The 19120-nt window shown below is 69.5% G+C and carries 19 protein-coding genes; 11 read left to right on the forward strand and 8 right to left on the reverse strand.

Annotated features, from left to right (window positions below; genetic code table 11):
• A partial coding sequence (locus tag D7V97_RS22315) for a cysteine desulfurase family protein (protein ID WP_147444921.1) occupies positions 1-1255 on the reverse strand: 1255 nt, incomplete at its 3' end.
• 607 nt (positions 1256-1862) lie between these two features.
• Here D7V97_RS22315 and D7V97_RS22320 point away from each other — a divergent pair.
• Entirely contained in the window at positions 1863-3188 is a 1326-nt protein-coding gene (locus D7V97_RS22320) for a GON domain-containing protein (protein WP_120612678.1), read from the forward strand.
• A gap of 2 nt (positions 3189-3190) precedes the next feature.
• On the opposite strand, the gene D7V97_RS22325 is transcribed toward D7V97_RS22320, so the two are convergent.
• The gene (locus D7V97_RS22325; RefSeq protein ID WP_120612679.1) at positions 3191-3598 is read right to left on the reverse strand and encodes a DUF3224 domain-containing protein; all 408 of its coding nucleotides are present in this window, start codon (positions 3596-3598) and stop codon (positions 3191-3193) included.
• Between the two features lie 146 nt (positions 3599-3744).
• Between D7V97_RS22325 and D7V97_RS22330 the strand changes: the two genes are divergently transcribed.
• The 3 genes from D7V97_RS22330 (at position 3745) to D7V97_RS22340 (ending at position 6723) form a co-directional block, all read left to right on the forward strand.
• Positions 3745-4539: an intradiol ring-cleavage dioxygenase gene (locus D7V97_RS22330; RefSeq protein WP_120612680.1), complete on the forward strand. Its 795-nt coding sequence runs from the start codon at positions 3745-3747 to the stop codon at positions 4537-4539.
• 226 nt (positions 4540-4765) lie between these two features.
• Positions 4766-5734 (forward strand): hypothetical protein, encoded by a 969-nt coding sequence (locus D7V97_RS22335; protein ID WP_120612681.1) that lies wholly within the window; start codon positions 4766-4768, stop codon positions 5732-5734.
• A gap of 35 nt (positions 5735-5769) precedes the next feature.
• The gene (locus tag D7V97_RS22340) at positions 5770-6723 is read left to right on the forward strand and encodes a hypothetical protein (protein ID WP_233583085.1); all 954 of its coding nucleotides are present in this window, start codon (positions 5770-5772) and stop codon (positions 6721-6723) included.
• Between the two features lie 99 nt (positions 6724-6822).
• Here D7V97_RS22340 and D7V97_RS22345 read toward each other — a convergent pair whose 3' ends face one another.
• Entirely contained in the window at positions 6823-7269 is a 447-nt protein-coding gene (locus D7V97_RS22345) for a DUF4437 domain-containing protein (protein ID WP_120612682.1), read from the reverse strand.
• 101 nt (positions 7270-7370) lie between these two features.
• On the opposite strand from D7V97_RS22345, the gene D7V97_RS22350 reads away from it, so the two are divergent.
• Entirely contained in the window at positions 7371-8315 is a 945-nt protein-coding gene (locus tag D7V97_RS22350; protein ID WP_158623430.1) for a LysR family transcriptional regulator, read from the forward strand.
• A gap of 11 nt (positions 8316-8326) precedes the next feature.
• Here D7V97_RS22350 and D7V97_RS22355 read toward each other — a convergent pair whose 3' ends face one another.
• Positions 8327-8830 carry a nuclear transport factor 2 family protein gene (locus tag D7V97_RS22355; protein WP_120612684.1) on the reverse strand — a complete coding sequence of 168 codons (504 nt, stop codon included), beginning with the start codon at positions 8828-8830 and terminating at the stop codon, positions 8327-8329.
• A 70-nt stretch (positions 8831-8900) separates the two neighbouring features.
• The gene (locus D7V97_RS22360; protein ID WP_120612685.1) at positions 8901-9716 is read right to left on the reverse strand and encodes an SDR family NAD(P)-dependent oxidoreductase; all 816 of its coding nucleotides are present in this window, start codon (positions 9714-9716) and stop codon (positions 8901-8903) included.
• Between the two features lie 109 nt (positions 9717-9825).
• Here D7V97_RS22360 and D7V97_RS22365 point away from each other — a divergent pair, with 109 nt between their 5' ends.
• Positions 9826-10431 carry a TetR/AcrR family transcriptional regulator gene (locus D7V97_RS22365; protein WP_120612686.1) on the forward strand — a complete coding sequence of 202 codons (606 nt, stop codon included), beginning with the start codon at positions 9826-9828 and terminating at the stop codon, positions 10429-10431.
• 3 nt (positions 10432-10434) lie between these two features.
• Here D7V97_RS22365 and D7V97_RS22370 read toward each other — a convergent pair whose 3' ends face one another.
• Positions 10435-11637 (reverse strand): peptidase C39 family protein, encoded by a 1203-nt coding sequence (locus D7V97_RS22370; protein ID WP_158623431.1) that lies wholly within the window; start codon positions 11635-11637, stop codon positions 10435-10437.
• Positions 11638-11790: 153 nt separating this feature from the next.
• On the opposite strand from D7V97_RS22370, the gene rnhA reads away from it, so the two are divergent.
• The 3 genes from rnhA to D7V97_RS22385 all read left to right on the forward strand — a co-directional run bounded on the left by rnhA (position 11791) and on the right by D7V97_RS22385 (position 13870).
• The gene (gene rnhA / locus D7V97_RS22375; protein WP_120612688.1) at positions 11791-12258 is read left to right on the forward strand and encodes a ribonuclease HI; all 468 of its coding nucleotides are present in this window, start codon (positions 11791-11793) and stop codon (positions 12256-12258) included.
• Positions 12259-12329: 71 nt separating this feature from the next.
• Positions 12330-13490 (forward strand): M4 family metallopeptidase, encoded by a 1161-nt coding sequence (locus D7V97_RS22380; protein WP_120612689.1) that lies wholly within the window; start codon positions 12330-12332, stop codon positions 13488-13490.
• Between the two features lie 41 nt (positions 13491-13531).
• A complete protein-coding gene (locus tag D7V97_RS22385) occupies positions 13532-13870 on the forward strand; it encodes a protealysin inhibitor emfourin (protein WP_120612690.1) in 339 nt (112 codons plus the stop codon).
• 25 nt (positions 13871-13895) lie between these two features.
• Here the strand turns inward: D7V97_RS22385 and D7V97_RS22390 are convergent, their stop codons facing one another.
• The gene (locus D7V97_RS22390; RefSeq protein ID WP_233583086.1) at positions 13896-15728 is read right to left on the reverse strand and encodes a DNRLRE domain-containing protein; all 1833 of its coding nucleotides are present in this window, start codon (positions 15726-15728) and stop codon (positions 13896-13898) included.
• A 66-nt stretch (positions 15729-15794) separates the two neighbouring features.
• On the opposite strand from D7V97_RS22390, the gene D7V97_RS22395 reads away from it, so the two are divergent.
• Both D7V97_RS22395 and D7V97_RS22400 read left to right on the forward strand, forming a co-directional pair.
• Positions 15795-16988 (forward strand): LLM class flavin-dependent oxidoreductase, encoded by a 1194-nt coding sequence (locus D7V97_RS22395; protein ID WP_120612691.1) that lies wholly within the window; start codon positions 15795-15797, stop codon positions 16986-16988.
• Between the two features lie 72 nt (positions 16989-17060).
• Positions 17061-18125 carry a ferrichrome ABC transporter substrate-binding protein gene (locus D7V97_RS22400; protein ID WP_199728898.1) on the forward strand — a complete coding sequence of 355 codons (1065 nt, stop codon included), beginning with the start codon at positions 17061-17063 and terminating at the stop codon, positions 18123-18125.
• Positions 18126-18127: 2 nt separating this feature from the next.
• On the opposite strand, the gene D7V97_RS22405 is transcribed toward D7V97_RS22400, so the two are convergent.
• Positions 18128-19120: PQQ-binding-like beta-propeller repeat protein (locus D7V97_RS22405; RefSeq protein WP_120612695.1), on the reverse strand; the 993-nt coding region annotated here is incomplete at its 5' end.

Genomic DNA, 19120 nt, shown 5'->3' on the forward strand with positions numbered 1-19120 from the left:
GCGGTGGGATGCAGGGGGAGGGGATGCGGGCCCCGGTGACGGCCCGGACGATGTGCTCGGCGGCCGCGTCCACCTGCTCCTCGGTGGTGAAGCGCCCCAGGCCCAGGCGCAGGCTCGTGTTGGCCAGGTCCTCGGACACGCCCATCGCGAGCAGCACGTGGCTGGGATGGAGGCTGGTGGACATGCACGCCGAGCCGGTGGAGAAGGCCACGTGGTGTTGGAGCCGCTCGATGAGCACCTCTCCGTCCACGTCCTCGAAGCTCACATGGAGGTTGCCGGCCAGCCGGTGGTCCAGGTCGCCGTTGACGTGGAGGCCGCCGGCCAGCTGCTCGCGCAGGGACGTGAGCAGCCGGGTGCGCAGCCGCAGCAGGCGCGCACCCTCCGCGTGCATCTCCTCTGCCGCGATCTCACACGCGCGGCCGAGCGCGGCGAGCTGGTGCACGGGGAGCGTCCCCGCGCGCAGTCCACCCTCCTGGCCTCCGCCGAGCAGCAGCGGCGCCAGCCGTCCGTGTGCTGCGCGGGGGCCCACGTACAACGCGCCAATTCCCTTGGGCGCGTAGACCTTGTGGCCCGACAGGGAGAGCAGGTCCACGCCGAGCGCGCGCACGTCCAGGGGCAGCTTGCCGAACGTCTGCGCGGCATCCGTATGGAACAGGGCGCCCTGCTCCCGGCAGGCCTGCCCGATGCCCGCCACGTCGTTGATGACGCCCGTCTCGTTGTTGGCGTGCATGACGCTGACCAGGACGGTGTGCGGCCGCAGCGCGGCCCGTACGTGCTCGGCGAGGACGCGCCCATCCGGAGGGACGCGCAGCACCGTCACCTCACAGCCCTGCCGCTCCAGCCAGCGCACGGGCTCCAGCACCGACTTGTGCTCGATGGCGGTGGTCACCACGTGCCGGCGCGGCTGGCGGCACGCCTGGAGGAGGCCCAGCAGGGCCAGGTTGTTGCTCTCCGTGGCGCCGCTGGTGAAGACCACCTCGTCGGGCTCGGCGCCCAGCAGGCTCGCCACGTGGGCCCGCGCCTCGTCCACCGCGCGCTCCGCCTCCCAGCCATAGGCATGGAGCCGGCTTCCTGGATTGCCGAACCGCTCCTCCAGGTACGGAAGCATGGCCCTGGCAACCCGGGGATCGCAGGGCGTCGTCGCGTGGTGGTCCAGGTAGATGGGCCCCGGAGGGCGGACGGCGCCCGTCACCGCGCCGGCTGACGTGGGCCTGCCCGCGGCCAGGCGCTGGGCTGCGGCCGTGCGTGACTCCATGGTGGACTCCCCCGAGGTGCGGTTCGCAATGACAGAGGCAAACCCGAACGCCTGTCAGGATATACCGGAGGAGCGCTGGAATGACAAAGCACGCGGCTTGTCTGCTTGTGTCAGGGATTGCGAACGCAATGCGGCACGAGCGAATCCGACTCTGGAGCGGGGTGTAAAGTTTGAGAGTCGTTGCGCGGTGCCTGCGTCGGGGCGACGCAGTGGGCCATCTCGGGGGGAGTCATCGGGCCGAGATGACCCACGCACGGCCGCGGCACGGCTTCAGGAGATGCGGAAGTCGTAGCTCGGCGGGCGCTGCTGGTGCACCTTACCTGGTGCCGAATTCGTGTAAGGTCAGAACAAATTGCAATTCATGGATAAATCTAATTTTGCGCCTGGGTCGAAGCAGGCGTGGAGGCGCGACGACGGAAATCCTCGCATGTGACAGGACTGTCTCCAGCGGGCTCCCTTCGCGCGTGCCAGAACTGGCACGTTCGCCCGGACGTGCTGACTTCGGCTGCCCCGCAAGGCCTTGAAGTTCGGGCCCTGCCGGGGCTTCGGACGTCGTGGCACCCCGCTTGAAGTGGAAGGGCTCCGCAACCCCAGGAGCCTTCCACCCATGAATCCCCAGCAGCCTTCGAAGACGTCCCCTGTTGTGTCATTGCTCTTGAGCCTCGCGGCGTTCGCCTCCGGTTGTGGCGCCGGCAGCGAAGCCCCGTCGATCGCTTCCGCGACGCAGTCGCTGGAGGCGCTGCCCGCGACCTGCCAGGACATCCGGACGGCCCAGCCGAGCGCGCCGGATGGTCCCTACCTGCTGTACCTTGGCGGGAAGGCTTCCCTCGCCTGGACCGCCTGGTGCCACGACATGGCCGGCACCCCGAAGGAGTTCCTGACCCTGGAGCAGACCGGCGCTGGCTCCAATTCCTCTCAATACCTCGCGGGCGGGAATTCGTCCGGCACCACGGTGCGGACCTCCTATACGCGGCTGCGCATCAACCCCGTGAACCTGCGGGTGAACACGGCGGACCCGACGTTCTCCACCTCCTCGGGCTCCCTGCTGCACAGCCCGGTGCAGGTGACATCCATGCCCTACGCGGTGGGCATGTCCTGCAATGGCACCCAGGCCCCGGCGCAGGTCGACCTGCGCGGGACGCCCTTCTCCGTGGCCCCGGGCCAGTTCTCGCTCGGCGGCTCCAGCCCCCAGGGCAGCGCGGTCTACAGCGCGGCGGATCAGGTGGTCGCCCTGTCGGGAGGCGGCTCCTGCGGTTGGATGGGCCCCCCGGGCAGCTACAACCCCTTCAACCAGAACGGCACGCTGCTCCAGCTCCAGTATCGCTCCAGCTCCCTGCCCGCGAACTGCCAGGACATCCAGGCCGCGCAGCCGGGCAGTCCTGACGGTGACTACACGCTGTATGTCAATCGGGATGGCCTCAAGCCGTGGGTGGCGTATTGCCGGAACATGGCCGGCACGCCCTCCGAATACCTCACCCTCGCGCAGACCACCGCCGGCTCCAATGACTCGCAATACACCGCGGGCGGGAACTCCCCGGGCACCAGCGTGCGCACCGTGTACACGCGCCTGCGCCTGCACCCCGTGACGCTCCAGGTGAACACGGCGGATCAGACGTTCTCCACCTCCACCGGGGCGCTCAATCACGTCGGCAAGGAGGCGGTGACCTCCATGCCGTATGCCGCGGCGATGGGATGCTCCACGTGGGGCGTGGGCAACGTCGACCTCCGGGGCACCCCGTTCGCGGTGGCCTCGGGTCAGTTCAGCATCGGCGGCGTCTCCACGGGAGGGTCGTCCTTCGGCTACAGCCAGGCGAACCAGGTGGTCAGCCTGTCGGGCTACGGCGGCTGTGGCTGGGTCGCCCCCGTGGGCAGCTTCAACCCGTTCAACCAGAGCGGGCAGCCGCTGCTCCTCGTCTACGCCTCACCCCCGTAGCATCAGGGAGCGTCAGGGAGCGTGTACTGGAAGTCGTAGGTGTGCTTGCCGCCGGCCTCGATGACGATGTTCATCGAGCCGGTGAGCCCCGTGAGCTCCCCCGTTCCGGAGTCCGGCACGACGGTCACGGAGAGTCGCGGCGCGCCTCGCGTCATCGTCCCCGAGTGCTGGAGCGCGAAGGTGCCGCTCCGGCCTTGCAGGGTGCCGCTGACGCGCTCCAGCGCGACGTAGCCCGCGGAGCCCTCCACGGGCGTGCGCACCGCGAGCATCTGCCCCTGGCTCGTGGCCTCCAGGTCGCCGTGATAGCGCTTGTCGAGCGCCATCCGGCCCGGAGCCGCCTCCACCGCGCCGGCCTCCGGGGCCATGGGGGTGAGCTTGACGTCGAAGGGGCCACTCGCACGTTTCGTCATGGTCGTTCCTCTGTGGGCTTCAGGAGGCCCACGGATATGCCGTTTCCCCGCCCGCGGATTGGAAGAACGCGACACCGGGGCGCCTTAGGAACTGCTTAAGACCTTCTGCCTATCGTGGTGGACACACTCGGTCAGGGGGCTGCCACATGGTTGACGACGAACAGACGCATCACCAGGGACTCCAGCAGGACCTCCGCTTGCTGGCGACGCGCACGGACCGCAGACAGCTGCTGCGGTGGATGGCGTTCACCTCCCTCATCCCACTCGTCGGCTGCGGCGGTGAGGACACCGGCGGCGGTGACGCTTCGGAGTGTTCACAAATCCCACAGGAGACGGCAGGCCCCTATCCCGGTGACGGCTCCAACGGGGCCAACGCCCTGGTGCTGTCGGGCATCGTCCGGAGCGACCTCCGCTCCAGCATCGCGGGCGCGAGCGGCGTCGCGGAGGGCGTCCCGTTGACCGTCACCCTCACCCTGGTTGACAGCAGCGACGGGTGTACCCCGCTGGCGGGCCATGCCATCTACCTGTGGCACTGCGACCGCGCGGGCCTGTACTCCATGTATTCGTCCGGCGTCACCCAGGAGAACTACCTGCGCGGGGTGCAGGAGACGGACAGCGAGGGGCGGGTGACGTTCACCAGCATCTTCCCCGCCTGCTACAGCGGGCGCTGGCCGCACATCCACTTCGAGGTCTATCCCTCGCTCGGCGCGGCCACCTCCTCCGGCAACAAGCTGGCCACGTCCCAGCTCGCCCTGCCGGAAGACGTCTGCGACGAGGTCTTCGCCACCACGGGCTACTCCCAGAGCGTCCGCAACCTGGGGCAGATCAGTCTTTCGAGCGACAACGTCTTCCGCGACGGCGTGTCCTCGCAGCTCGCGTCCGTGACGGGCAACACCTCCGACGGCTACTTCGCCACCCTCGTCGTGGGCATCACCCGCTGACGGGGAAGCCTTCCGCAGGGCTTGTTCTCCAGGGGAGGGGTGACTTCAAACCCGGGAGAACACCCCTGGCCTCGGTTCCTGAGAAAGCGCTCAAAAAACGTATTGACGGGTAGGTTTATCTGGCAGGAGGAACCTGTCCAGGTCGGTTCAACCCCTCACGCCAGGGTAGAGGTTTACGGAAGCCATGCTCGTTAGGCTTCGGTGTTGTCTGGCGGGGGGAGCTCAAATGAAAACACAGACGTTGTGCATGGGGCGGGTCGTCGCGGGCATGTGCCTCGGGCTGCTCCTGGGCGCGGGCGGCTGCGTCGGAAGCGAGCTGGACGACCCGACTCCGCTGGAGCGCGGCGGGCTCTCGCAGGACGCCACCGCGGCCAACGGTCTGTCCACCAATGGGCTCTCCACGAACGGCCTGTCCACGAATGGGCTGTCAACCAATGGGTTGTCAACCAATGGATTGTCCACCAATGGGCTGTCCGCCCTGTCGTTCACGGCCTGGTTCAACGGCAATGCGTCCGTCGCATACTCCGACATGGTGATGAGGTATGTCGTTGCCTGCGCCTTGCCGGCCGGCCAGACGCGGGTCTGGACCAATCCCCTCACGGGCGTCAGCTACTCCTGGCCGGGTGTGCTGGGGCTCGCCACCGACTGGGCCCAGGGCAACCCCGCCACCGTGGCGGAGCAGCAGCGGCTCTCCGCCTGCCTTGCCGCGCACGTCAACAAGTTCGGCGTCGCGGTTCCCATCTCGATCCGGGGCCGTGATGCGACGGGCGCCGCCATTCCCGTGACCTCCAGCGAGGCCGCGGACTTCTTGGAGCCGGAGGCGTGCTTCTTCGGGAACCTCTTCACCGCCGAGGGCATCTACGTCGGCAACGACCGGGTCCTCAAGAAGTCGGAGAGCAGCGCTCGGGCCTGCGGGCTCTCCGCTCAAGGTCCCGGCGGGAGCGTGGAGTGTGCGCCGCTCCAGCATGTGGGGCGGTGCGCCACCGTCTGCACCCGCGACAAGACGCACAGCTTCTGGAAGAGCTGTGTCGTCAACGGCATCACCTACGAGCCCCTCACCACCTGGCTGCGTCCCCAGGACATCTACCAATGCGGGGACGGCACCTGCCAGTTCACCGAGTCGTGCGGCGGGGGCGAGACCTACGACAGCTGCTCCTCCGACTGCTTGTCCTGCGAAGCGCCCAAGCATCAGTGAGCCTCAGTCAGATGATGTCAGTGGGGGGATTTAAAATGAAAACACAGACGTCGTTCCTGGGTCGGGTCGTGGCTGGGATGTGCTTCGGGTTGTTCCTGGGCGCGGGAGGCTGCGTCGGAAGCGAGCTGGACGAACCGGTGCCCCTGGAGCGGGGCGAACTCTCTCAGAAGGCCACCAGCACCAATGGGCTGTCCACGAATGGGTTGTCCACCAACGGCCTGTCCACGAATGGGTTGTCCACCAACGGCCTGTCCACGAACGGGCTCTCCACGAACGGGCTGCTGGCCAGCTCGTTCTCCAGGTGGTTCAACGCCAACGAGTCAACGGCATACTCGGACATGGTGATGAAGTATATCATTGCCTGCGCCTTGCCTGCCGGCAGGACGCGCACCTGGACCAATCCCGTCACGGGCGTCGGCTATTCCTGGCCGGGCATGTTGGGCCTGGCCCCGGCCTGGGCCAATGGCAGCCCCGCCACCGTGGTGGAACAGCAGGTGGTCTCCGCCTGCCTTGCCGCGCACGTCAACAAGTTCGGGATGTCGGTTTCCATCTCGGTGCGGGGCCGCGATTCGGCGGGCGCCGCCATCCCCGTGGCGTCTCGTGAGGAGACCCTGTTCTCGGAGAAGGAGGGGTGCTTCTTCGGCAACTTGTTCAACGGCGGGGGCATCTTCGTTGGCCACGACAGCCTGCTCAGCAGGGCGGAGAGCACCGCCCGGGCCTGCGGACTCTCCGCCCAGGCTTCCGGTGGGAGCACGGAGTGCCCTCCGCTCTATCACGTCGGCTCGTGCGCCAGCGCCTGCGTCCTCGATGAGACGGGCGCCTTCTGGAAGAAGTGTGTCGTCAATGGCGTCTCCTTCGTGCCCCTCACCACCCGCCTGCGTCCCCAGGACATCTACCGCTGCGGGGATGGCGCCTGCCAGTTCACCGAGTCATGCGGTGTGGGCTCTGTCTACAGCAGTTGTTCCTCCGACTGCGGGACCTGCGGTTAGTCCGGATCCGGGCGCAGGTGCGCGGCCTCTCCTGCGCCGGAGGGGCGCTCCGTGCGGAGTTCGCACGTCAGCAGAAGCGCCGCGATTCCCGCTGACCCGTCACTTCGCCTTCGCCGGAGCGAAGTCGAACGCCTTGTCCTGGGCGATCAACATCACGCACTCGGACTCCGGCGCGCACTTGTTCGCGTGCACCGTCTTGCCGGGCTGGTCCCAGGTGCTCCCAGCCTCGACCGGGCCTGACGGGGCAATGCCTTCGGAGGAGTTCGTCATCCGGCCCTTCACCAGCACCCCGTGGTAGTCGGCGGAGTGGGTGTGCGGTCCCGAGTCGAACCCCGCGGGGAACTTCATCAGCAGCGCGTACGGGCCCTTCTTCATGTCGCCCCAGAGGACGTGCACCGCCGGCCCGCCCGGCATCATCTCCGTCCAGGTGAGCTTGTCATATGCGGTCTGCTGGTACGCGGCGGCCTCCGCCTTGCCCTTGGCGGCGGCGAGCGAGAAGGCGGAGACGACGACGAGGGCGGCGGTGAGCCTGGCGAAGGTCTTCACGGTGGGGACTCCTGGGTGGAAGAGACGCCCCGGAGGATGACGGCAGGAAGGGTCTGCGAAAATGCCCGTTCGTGCAGAGCACCTCTGCGAGAATGCAGACCATGCCCCAGTGGAGCGACCTGCAGCACTTCCTGGCCATCGCGAGGGGCGGGAGCCTCTCCGCGGCCGCCCGTCAGTTGAAGGTCGACCAGACCACCGTGGGCCGGCGCCTGACGGTGCTGGAGCGTGAGCTGGGCGCCCGCCTCTTCGACCGGACGCCCGCGGGCTTCCGTCCCACGGCCGTGGCCTTGCGCATCCTCCCAGCCGCGGAGGCGGTGGAGGCGGAGGCCCTGCGGGTGGAGCGGCTGGCCAGCGGCGAGGACCTGCGCCCCTCCGGACCGGTGACGGTCACCGCGACGGACTCCTTCCTCGTCTACAACGTGCTGCCGTGGCTGGCCGGCTTCCGGGAGCGGCACCCGGAGATCGAACTCCACCTGCTCTCCGGCTACGAGGCCCTGTCGCTCGTGCGCCGCGAAGCGGACGTGGCCATCCGGCTCATCCGTCCCCAGGAGCCCTCCCTCCGGGCCCGGAAGGTGGCGGCCATCGGCATCGTGCCCTTCGCGTCCAAGGCGTACCTCGCGCGCAGGGGGCCGGTGCGCTTCGACGCGGGGCTCCAGGGGCACACCGTGGTGGGATACGCGCAGGACTCGCGGCGCTGGCCGGAGTCCAAGTGGCTGGACGTGCACGCGGCGCGCGCCACCGTCGCGGTGCGGCTGACGTCCATCCTCGGGCTCCTCCAGGCCGCGCGCGAGGGCCTGGGGGTGGCGCTGCTGCCGGCGTCCTTCGGCCACCTCTACCCGGAGCTCGTACCCCTGCGCGACGTCCTGCCCGAGCTGGAGCGGACCGTGTGGCTGGTGTTCCACGAGGACCTGGCCAACAACGCCCGGGTGCGCGCGGTGGTGGACTTCCTGGCGGAGACCATCGGCGCGCAGACGGCGCGGCTCGCGAAGGCGCCCGCGCGCCCCCGGCGGGGACGCGCCAGCAAGTCCACCCGAAGCGCGCGGTGAGTCGCGGTGGGTCAGGGGGTTCCGAGCCGCCTGCCCCGGACGAACTCCAGGCCCAGCAGGTTCCCGCGCTGGTGGATGGGATCCAACATGACCTTCTGGATGCGCCAGCCCTCGGCGGACGTCTTCACCACGTCGTGGGTGTAGCGCCCCACCAGCGTCCACTCCTGCGGCACACCGTCCAGCTTGAAGAAGTGGGACACCTCCGCGTAGGCCATCACCGTCGCGTGGATGCTGCTGGTGAACTCGGTGCGCACGGTGTTGGCGGTGGAGTGCTGCACCCGCGTGAAGCACTCCAGCGCCGTGTCCCCGAACTTCGCCAGCACCGCGCGCGGCTGCGTGGTGGGCGGCACGCCCATGAAGCGCGAGTAGTCCGACGTCACCTCCGGCGCGAACACGCGCTCCCAGCGGCTCCAGTCGCCCGTGTCCTTGCCATGGTCGATGGCCTGCCCGTACTCGGCCACCAGCTCCTGGATGGCAATCCAATCCAGCGTGTACTCCAGGTTCTTCTCTCGCATCGCGTCTGCCTTTCTGGAAGCGGGGGGCACGCGAGGCTTCCACCGTTCGTGGCCCGAGGGCAATCTCGCGTCACCCGGCCGTGAGCAGGCGTTCGGTGGTGTCGCGCAGCGCGCGCCGCGTGGCCTCGTCCTCGGCGGCGGGAGGCCACGGGTGTTCGGTCTCCTCGACGAGCCAGCGGGCCTCGCCGGGCGGTGACCAGCGCTCCCGGGCGAGGATGCGCGCCAGCCGGGCCGCGCAGACCTGGGGCGTCTCCCAGGTGTGCTTCACCAGGGACAGGAGCCAGCCCACCGGGCCCGGGCGCGCGCCCAGGTCCGTGCGCACCACGCCGGGGTGGAGCACGACGACGTCCAGCTCCGGGTGCGCGCGGGCGACGTCACGCATGGCGAGCGCGAAGCAGAGCTTGGTGTCGCAGTAGGTGCGGATGCCCGAGAAGTCCTCGCCGGTGGGCGTGCGCGCGGCGTCGAAGCGGCCCTTCATCAGCAGGCCGGCGCTCACCACCATGATGCGGCGCAGGTGCCCGGCGTCCAGCAGCGCGCGCTGCATCCCCAGCGGCGCGAGGTGGTTGACGACGAAGGCCGTCTCCCAGCCCTCCGCGTTGAGCACCCGCTTCGACGGCCACAGCCCCGCGTTGTGGATGAGCGTCGCGCCCGGCGTGACGACCTCCGCCAGCCGCGCTCCCAACTGGCGCGCCCCGGAGAGCGAGGAGAGGTCTCCCGGCACCGCGAGCGCCCGGCCTCCCTTGCGCTCGATGTCGTCCACCAGCGCCTCCAGGCGGGCCGCGTCCCGGGCCACGAGGACCAGTCGCTCGTCGTGCTGCCCGGCGAGGGTGAGGGCCAGCGCGTGGCCGATACCGCGAGAAGCGCCCGTGAGGATGAGGTCCGCCATGAAACGCAGTGTGGCCTGTCTGTTTTGTAGATGGAAGTTTATTCCATGTAAGCCCGGGCCTGTCGCGACGGTCGACGCGGCACGTCGCGAGGCATAGGGTGGGCCGCGCATGGGGCCGGCTCGACGGGATGGAATCCAGCGACGGGATGAACTCCTGGACGCGGCGCTGCGGTGCTTCGCGGAGCGGGGCGTGCTCGGCACGGGCATCGAAGAGATCCGCAAGGCGGCGGGCGCCAGTCCTTCCAGCGTCTACCACCTGTTCGACGGGCTCTCCGGCCTCACGCTGGCGCTGCTGACGCGCACCTTCGAGCGCCTCTTCACGCACCTCGCCGCGCGGGTGACGGTGACGACGCGGGCGGAGGCCGCGGTGCTCGCGCTCGTGGACGGCCACCTGGAGTGGGTGCTCGAGCATCGCGACGAGGGACGTTTCATGTATCAGGCGATGTCGCTCGAGCTGGGCGCGGAGGGACAGGCCGCGCTCCAGGCGCGGAAGGCGGAGCTGCTGAGGCCCGTCGTCCTCCACCTCGCGCGCTTCATCGAGGCGGGGACCCTGCCGCCCTGGTCCCCGCTCGTGTTCGACGTGGTGCTGCTCGGCCCGAGCCACGAGGCGTGTCGCCGCTTCCTCGCGGGGGCTCCCTTCGAGCCCGAGTGGATGCGCGCCACGCTCCCGGCGCTGGCGTGGCGGAGCGTCAAGCCCCGCCGCGCGCGGAAGTAGCCGCTACAGCGCGGGCACCGGCCAGTCCCGCGGGTAGACGAGGTAGGCGGTGCCTCCGGAGCGCGACAGCCACAGCGGCTCCAGCTCCGAACGGTAATAGGTGCGCCGCACGGCGGTGTCACTGGCGGCCGCGGGGTCGTTCACCACGGGGTTGCCCACCGCGTCGAAGCCCGCGAGCACGATGAGGTGACCCGCCGTGGAGGGGATGGGCGCGCCGGTCAGCTCGCCCTTGCCCCACGCGACGCTGAGGATGACGGGCACCCCGGCGGAGAGCCACGGCTCCAGCTGCGCGAAGCTCGTGAAGCGCGCCACGTGCGCCTGGAAGCCCTGGCCCGCCGCGTACGCGGTGTTGAAGGGCCAGTTGCCGTGACCGCCGTAATACCAGTCATGGACGCCCGCGACGGCCGCGCGCACGTTCGCCTCGCAGCCCCGCGTGTCCGCCGTCCAGTACTGGAGCACCATGGCCGTGGACGTGGGGCTGCACCAGACCTCGCCGCCGTCCGGGTAAACCATCTGCGAGCACCGCGGCACCGCGAGCACCTGGTTCCAGCGAGAGGGATTGCCCGCGGGCACGGTGGGCCGGGTCTCCGGCGAGGTGGAGGTGGTGAGCGCGCTGGCGTGCAGGCCAGGCGTGGCCACGCCATTCGCGCTGAACAGCCGCGTCTTCACCTGCCACGCGGTGGCGGCGCTCTTCTTCGCGGAGACGACGAGCGTGTCGATGGAGACTTTCGCCACGGTGTCCGCCTGCGAGTCCGCCGAGTGGCGCTGCACCGTGGAGGACTCCGAAGCCCAGACGCCCAGGCTGAACCACTTCGTCCAGGCGCCGCCCACCTGCACGCGCACGAGCGTCTCCACCCAGGTGCCCGTGGGCGTGGTGGCCTCCCAGGAGGCGATGGCTTCACGGAAGCCGAACGCGCTGGAGACGATGGGGCTCGTGGCCTCGCCCTGGAAGAAGGAGCCGCCGTTGTAATAGGTGCCGCCGTAGTAGCCGCCCGGCCCGTAGGGGTCGGTGCCGGACCAGGACTGGCCCGGGAGCAGCTGGAGGGAGCCATCCGCCGCGCGGGCCACGCCGCTGAGCTGCCAGGTGAGGAAGTCACCCCGGCTCGCCGCCCAGCGGGTGGAGGCGCTCTGGCCCGCCGTGGCCCGCGCGGGTGCGAGCGCGAGGGTGATGAGCAGCGCGAGTACGGCCGTCCTGGACTGCGTCATGGGGGCTCCCGGAGATGCGAGGGCGGACCACGACAGCAGCTCTGGCGGAGGATTCCCCCCTGCGGACCTGGGCGAATGGACGGCATTGAACATCTCCCACCCGGGGTCGTGTTCTCGCGGAGCCGAGCGGCGTTGGGGTAGGGTGCGCGCCCGATGTCGCTTCCCCTGGTCCACATCTACTGTGACGGCGCGTGCTCACCGAACCCTGGCCTGGGCGGCTGGGGGGCCATCCTCATTGCTCCCGAGCGGAAGGACTACCGCAAGGAGCTCGCGGGGTCGGAGCCGGACTCCACCAACAACCGCATGGAGCTGACCGCGGCGCTGGTGGCGCTGAAGGCGCTGAAGATGCCGTGCCGCGTGCAGGTGTTCACCGACTCGAAGTACGTGTGCAACGCCTTCGAGGCGAAGTGGCTGGACAAGTGGCAGGCCAATGGCTGGCGCACGTCCGACAAGAAGGCCGTGTCCAACGCGGACCTCTGGCGCGAGCTGCTGGAGGCCGTCCGCGCCCATCAGGTGTCCTGGCATTGGGTGCGCGGCCACTCGGATGACGTGGAGAACAACCGCGCGGATGCGCTGGCGGTGGCCGCCCGGCTGGAGCTGGCGGCACGACTCGGCCGGTAGTCGGCTTGCTGGCACCTGCGCCCGTGACGGTGTCCCTAGCTTAGGGAACACCTTCACTGGAGAAGTCAGTCATGAAGCTGATCCACCCGGGATGGCATCGCCATTCCCTCTATTGCATCCTGCCACCCTACGTCGTCCGGACGATTGCCCAGAACGGCTCCTCCGCCCAGCGCGCCGCGGCGCTGCGGACGATGGCCGTGGACAACACGTTCCGGGCCCTGCGGCTCTCCTCGGCCGTGGGTGCCCAGCGGCTTCCCACCCGCCGCCTCGGCGGGATGATGGCGGAGTCGCAGCGGCAGCGCTCCATCTACCACATGGATGGGAAGGAGGGCTTCCCTGGCACGCTGGCCCGGTCCGAAGGCCAGGGCCCCACGGGGGATGTCGCCGTCGACGAGGCATACGAGGGGTTGGGCGCCACCTATGACTTCTTCTGGGAGGTCTTCGGGCGCGACTCGCTCGACGACAGCGGCCTGCCGCTCAACGCCCACGTCCACTACGGCATGAACTACGACAACGCCTTCTGGGACGGGCAGCGGATGGTGTTCGGGGATGGGGACGGCGAAATCTTCAACCGCTTCACCATCGCCATGGACATCATCGGGCACGAGCTCTCGCACGGGATGACGGAGGACGAGGGCCCGCTGATGTACTTCCGCCAGGCGGGAGCGCTCAACGAGTCCATCTCCGACATCTTCGGCTCGCTCGTGAAACAGAAGTTCCTCAACCAGACGGCGGACCAGGCCGACTGGCTCATCGGAGCGGGGCTCCTGGCGGACGGCGTCCAGGGCAAGGCGCTGCGCTCCATGAAGGACCCGGGCACGGCCTACGACGACCCGGTGCTGGGCAAGGACCCGCAGCCCGCGCACATGCGCGACTTCGTCAAGACGTGGGAGGACAACGGCGGGGTGCACATCAACTCCAGCATCCCCAACCGGGCCTTCTGCCTGGCGGCCCTCAAGGTCGGGGGCTACGCGTGGGAGAAGGTCGGCCGCATCTGGTACGAGGCGCTGCGCGACATGCGGCTGCGTCCCGACTGCGGCTTCGCCCGGTTCGCGCGCATCACGTCGCAGTGCGCCTCCCGGCTCTACGGCGAGGGCGGGACGGAAGAGGCCGCCGTCGTCGATTCCTGGGGCGAGGTGGGCATCAAGGTCACCCGCGAGAAGATCTCCGTGGCCCGAGTCCCGACGCTGAAGGTCCCGGCGGTGCAGCCGTCGGGCAGGCCGAGCGCCTGAACCAACAGGGGGCGCCCTCACGGTGCCCGGTGGAGCGTGTGATGCGCATCGAGCTCAAGCGGGAGGGAGGGCTCGCCTTCCTTCCCGGCCTCAGCAGGCCCCGCACGTTCGACCTGCGGGACCTGCCCCCCGCGCAGGCGGAGGCCCTCACCCGGAGCGTGCAGGCGGCGGCGTTCTTCAACCAGCCCGCCGTGGTGGGGACTGCCTCGAAGGGCGCGGCGGATCAGACCCGCTACACGCTCACCATCGAGGAGGGAGGGCGCCGCCACACCGTCCAGCTGCTCGAACCCGTGCAGGAGCCGCACCTGCACGCGCTCCTGGAGCTGCTCAAGCAGGTGGAGCGGGACTCCCGCCGTGAGGCAGCCCGGCCTCATGGATAGGCGATAGGCCGGGCCGCTGACGGCATTATGGGTTCACGTTGCCGTTGTACAGGTTGCCACCGCCCGTGCGGACATCGTCATGCGCGGTGGTGCCCGTCGCCGCGCTGGTGGCGTAGACGACGTAGCCCGGGGAGTCGTCCAGGTCGACGACGTTGCCGGAGAAGGCGTTGTTCTCACCCGTCGCGTAGCCGGTGCCGTGGGTGCGGACCTGGAAGGCATCCAGCACCTGGGGGTTGCCCTGGCGGAAGCCCCGGTTGTTGCGCACGACGGTGTTGACGCCCTTCACGTCCACGAAGCTGTCCGCGCTGTTGTCGCCGGAGATGCCCGCGCCGTTGAAGGTGCAGCCCTCCACGAGCGTCCCGTCCGCGCCTTCCTTGATGTCGATGTGCTCCGCGGTGATGCCGCCGGCGAACTCCGTGGTACGGATGACATTGCCGATGACGACATGCTCGTAAGGGTTGCTGCTGTCGGAGCCGACGTAGGCCCCTTCGCCGTACTGGGGTTGATACTTCCCCGTGTCGTGGATCCTCGACGCCTCGAGCGTGTTGTAGGAGCTGCCATCCCGGAAGTGGACGGCCTCGTCGCCCACGGTGTGGACCTCCACTCCGTAGAGGAGGTTGTGATTGCCATTGTCGACGATGATGCCCTTCTGCGCGTTGGTGACGCGCAGGTCGCGCACCTGCCAGTAATCCCCCGTCAGGTGCAGGCCGTAGGAGCCATCCTTGACCGCGGTGCCGGTGAGGGTGGCGGGGTTCGCGGGGTCACAGCTCTTCAGGATGATGGGGCTCGTGGCCGTGCCGCTCTTTCCCGAATAGAAGAGGCCCTGACCGCCGGGGTCGCCGCTGGTGCTCCGGTTGCCCGTGTACGTGCCCGGCGCGAGCAGGAGGACCGCGCCCGGCACCGCGTTCTTCAGGGCCGTCTGGATGCTGGCCGTCGACGCCAGGGCATTCGTGCAGGACGACGTACCTCCTCCGCTGGGAGTCGTCGCGGTGACGGTGGCGCTGATGCCGGAGCTGTTGCCCGCCGCGTCCTGCGCCCGGACGGAATAGCTGTAGGTCGTTGAAGCGGCGAGGCCGGTGTCGCTTGTGGAAGTGCCGCTGACGTTCTTCAGGAACACGTTGTCGCGGTACAGCGCATAGCCGGTGACGCCCACGTTGTCGGAGGCCGCGCTCCAGCCCAGGTTGACCTGGCTGCTGGAGACGGCGGTGGCCGTCACGTTCGCGGGCACCGAGGGCGCCTGGGTGTCTCCGGTGCCTCCGCCGCTCGGGGTGACGTCCAGGCGCGGCGGGTTCGCGCTGCCCTCGCTGCTCACCAGCGTGGTGTATTTGCCGACGACCTCCTGCAACACGAAGGACACCGTGCCGTCGCCCGCCGCCTGCGCGTTCACGTAGGACGTGACGTCGATCTCGTAGTCCTGATCCGCCGTGGTGAGCGCGACGCCTCCCACGAGGCTGCCTGGCGCGGGCTTGTTGCTCCAGGTGAGGGCGCCCTCCGTCCAGCCATCCGACGTCTGGAAGGCCTGCAGTGTCGTGGCCGCCGACGCGCTCCCGTGGACACGCAGCTTCGCGCTGGTGACGCCGCTGATGCCCGTGAGCGTGAACTTCAGATAGGCGTAGCGGCTCGCGCCCGGGTCGTTCTTCACGAACAGCGAGGCGCTCGAACCGTAGTTGGACGCAGCGTTCGTCTCATGGACATACGCGTCCTCCGTGGCCGTCAGGGTCGTGAGCCCCTGCTGCTGTGTGCCCGGAGCTTCGGCCTCGTCACCTCGCTCCACGCCGCAGCCCGTGAGCGCCAGGGCCAGCCCCGCGAGCCCCAGCCACCGTCCGCCGCGCAGCCTCTTCCTCTCCTGCTGATTCATGCGCATGCCGCTCCATCCCATTTTCTGTGTGAAAACAGTTTAAGCTGGGAAAAAAGGGGGCGACACATGCGACTCGATATCTTCTCGGAGATGCAGCACCCGAAGGAACACTGGACCGGTCCGGACCATGAGCACCGGCTGATTCAAGAGACGCTGGAGCAGGCGCGGCTGGCGGACACACTGGGTTACGGCGTCTGGTGGCAGGTGGAGCACCACGCCGCGGTGGAGTTCAGCTACAGCTCGGCGCCGGAGATCATGCTCACGGCGATCGCGACGAGCACGAAGAACCTCCACGTCGGCCACTCGTCCGTGCTGGCGCCGACGCGCTTCAACCACCCCATCCGCATCGCGGAGCGCTCGGCCTTCATCGACCACCTGAGCGGGGGCCGCTTCCAGTTGGGACTCGCGCGCAGCACCATCCCGGAGTGGCGCACCTTCAACATCGAGGCGGACTCCACGCGCGGGCAGATGCAGCAGGCCTTCGAGCTGCTTCCGAAGCTGTGGACCCAGGACTCCGTCTCCTGGGACAGCAAGGACATCCAGCTCAAGAACGTCAGCGTCATCCCGAAGCCCTACCGCAAGCCGCACCCGCCCCTGTGGCAGGCGTGCTCCAGTCCGGCGTCCTTCGAACAGGCGGGGCGCAACGGCGTGGGCGCGCTCGGGGTGACGCTCTGGGCTTCTCCCGAGGAGGTCGCGGAGATGATCCACATCTACCGCGAGGCGCTGCGGACCCGCTGCGAGCCGGTGGGTCAGTTCGTCAACGACCAGGTCGCCTTCTTCACCTTCGTCCACTGCGCGGACAGCGAGCGCGAGGCGATGGAGAACGGCGCCGCGAAGGCCGCGGCCTGGTACACGAGCGGCTCCTTCACCTTCTTCGAGGCGAAGGACGCCTTCGTCAAGACGGCCGCGGAGCTGGAGGCGCTGGCGAAGGACCCCGCGGGCGGCGGGCTGACGGGCCAGTACCTGCGCAAGAAGGATCCGAACGCGCTGCCGTCCCAGGCGCAGCGCATCCTCGGACGCATCATGGGCGGGGAGAACGTGCCGGACGAACAGGTCTGGGAGGTCCTGAGCGGACAGGACTCGCTCATCGTCGGGACCCAGGACCAGGTGCGCAAGGGGCTGAAGCGCTACGAGGCGCTGGGCATCGACGCGCTCATGTCCTTCCATCAGGTGGGCGCACTGACGCACGAGAAGGTCATGAAGAGCATCCGCCTCACGGGGCAGCTCATCCCGGAGTTCAAGACGCCCGCGCCGCCGTAGCAGGGACCGGACAAGAGGGCTGGCGCTCCGGGTCGCTTCACTGTTGGGACCGGGAAGCGCAAGCTGTCCTTCGTGTCGCGCCGTTCCCAGCTCGTCCTCCTGCTCGTGGTCTCAGCGCTGCTGCACGCGGCGCTGTTCGCCTTGTTGGCGCGGAGCCCTCCCGCCGCCCGCACGCGCCCGGCGCCGCGGGCCATCGAGATGGAGATCGTGACCCGCGATGCGCGGCCCGCGCCCACGCCTGCGGCCCCCGAACCGCGGACGCCCCCCACGCCGGTGAAGCCCTCCAGGCGGGCGGAGCATCCGCGCCCTTCCTCGCCGACAGCACCCGTGGAGCAGGCGCCCGGGCCGCGGCCGGAAGAGCCGGCGCTGGCCGAGGAGGCGTCACCGTCCGCGCCGGACGTCCCGCTCGCCACCGCACCGACCCCCGGCCTCGACCTCGCTCCCCGGGGGTTGCTGGGCGGTGGGCTGCTGCGCGGTCCCCCTTCGACGGGGCGGACCCTGCGCAACGTCCCCGGTGAGGCGCCGGATCCGAAGGCGTTGGCGGCCCGTCAGGCGGAAGAGGCGAGGCAGCGGGTGGATGGCTGGGCCCGGGACGCGGTCGCGACGGCGCGGGCGTCGGGTGGGGCCGTCGATCCCTACTTCGTGAAGCTGCGAAAGGGCTTCGAGGCGCAGCTCGTGGATCCGCCTTCGCCCGATGCGAAGGCGGTGCTCTCACGCATCCAGCGCGAACAGGCCGAGGCCCACGCGCGGTTTGGACACACGGGCAGCCCGACGGCGGCGGAGCCGAGAGACTTCCGCATCGAAGCAGGCAACCGGATCCAGGCGGCCGTGGAGGCTGGACGCGCGTCGAACATGTCCATGATGGACGTCACCGCGCCGGTGCTCGCGCTCGCCGCCATCGTGGAGGTCCGGCAGGCGCGCGACGGGAAGCTGATCGACCTGAAGGTGCTCGAAGGCTCCGGTGACGCGAAGTTCGACACGTGGGCGGTGTCGCAGCTGCGGGATGCGCTGGCCCGCGCGGACGCTCCAGGCAAGGCCGGCCCGGGCAGCCACGAGGACGGGATGGCCAGCCGGTGGCGGCTGGAGGAGTACCTGGGCAACCCCCGCGTGCGCATCCGCCTCCTCGCCGTCTACTGACGTCACCAGCGTCCGAGGGTGCCGACGAGGTTGCCCGTCTCCGCCTCGAACACGTCCAGCCAGGTCCAGTGCGGCACGTAGATGCGGCCGGCGTGGATCCAGAGGGCGGATGGGCCGCTGCCCTCCTTGGAGCGCGGAATGGGCACGTCCCAGCGCATGACGCCGGTGCGCGCGTCCCGGCGGATGAGGTGGAAGCCGCCGGGCTGCTCCAACTCGTAGACGAAGTACACGGCGTCTGCGTCCACTTCTGCGAGCTCCGGAGCCGTGTCCCGCAGGTGGGTGGGCTCCGTGTCCGCGACGCCGCTGTGCCACAGGGGCTTCCGGTTCCCCTTCGCGAACACCGCCACCAGGGGCACGCTCGTCCCCGGCCAGCGGGTGCCCGTCACCACGATGAAGTCCTTCGCGCGGAAGATGTACTTGGAGGAGAAGCCGCGGATGTCGGAGGGCGGGTAGCTGGAGCGCTCGCACGTGGTGAGGGGGGACACGGGCCGGCCCATCGAACACGTCTGGGGGCTCAGCGGCGGCGTCGCGCAGCGGGGGGGCGCCTTGCGCGCGGGCCGGGCGGTGCCCGTCCGTGTGTTCACGAGCAGGTGCTGCTCGTCCACCACCTCGACCCAGACCGACTCGGTGTCGCCGGGCGGGACGCAGAGCCCGCGCGGCGCGTCCGACAGGGGCACGCTGCCCAGCGGCTTCCCGGTCTCCGCTTCGAGCAGGGTCACCGTCCGCGGCCCGCTCATCACCACCCGGCCGCCCTGGGCGATGACGTGTGTCGTCCTGGACGTGTCCGGGCCCTCGGTGGGCAGGGTCTCCCAGAGCAGCGCGAGCGTCTTGCCGTCGAACGCGGCCACCAGGTCCTGCTGCGTGGAGCCGGCGTTGCGGCGGACGTGTCCGATGAGGTCGTCCGTCCCATCCCCGTTGAGGTCCATGAAAGCGGGCGCGTCCCGGTCCTCCCACTGGAATTTCCCTCCGGCCGGAGCCCGGGCGGGCGGCGGTGG

This window comes from Corallococcus sp. CA053C (assembly GCF_003611675.1).
Lineage (GTDB): Bacteria > Myxococcota > Myxococcia > Myxococcales > Myxococcaceae > Corallococcus.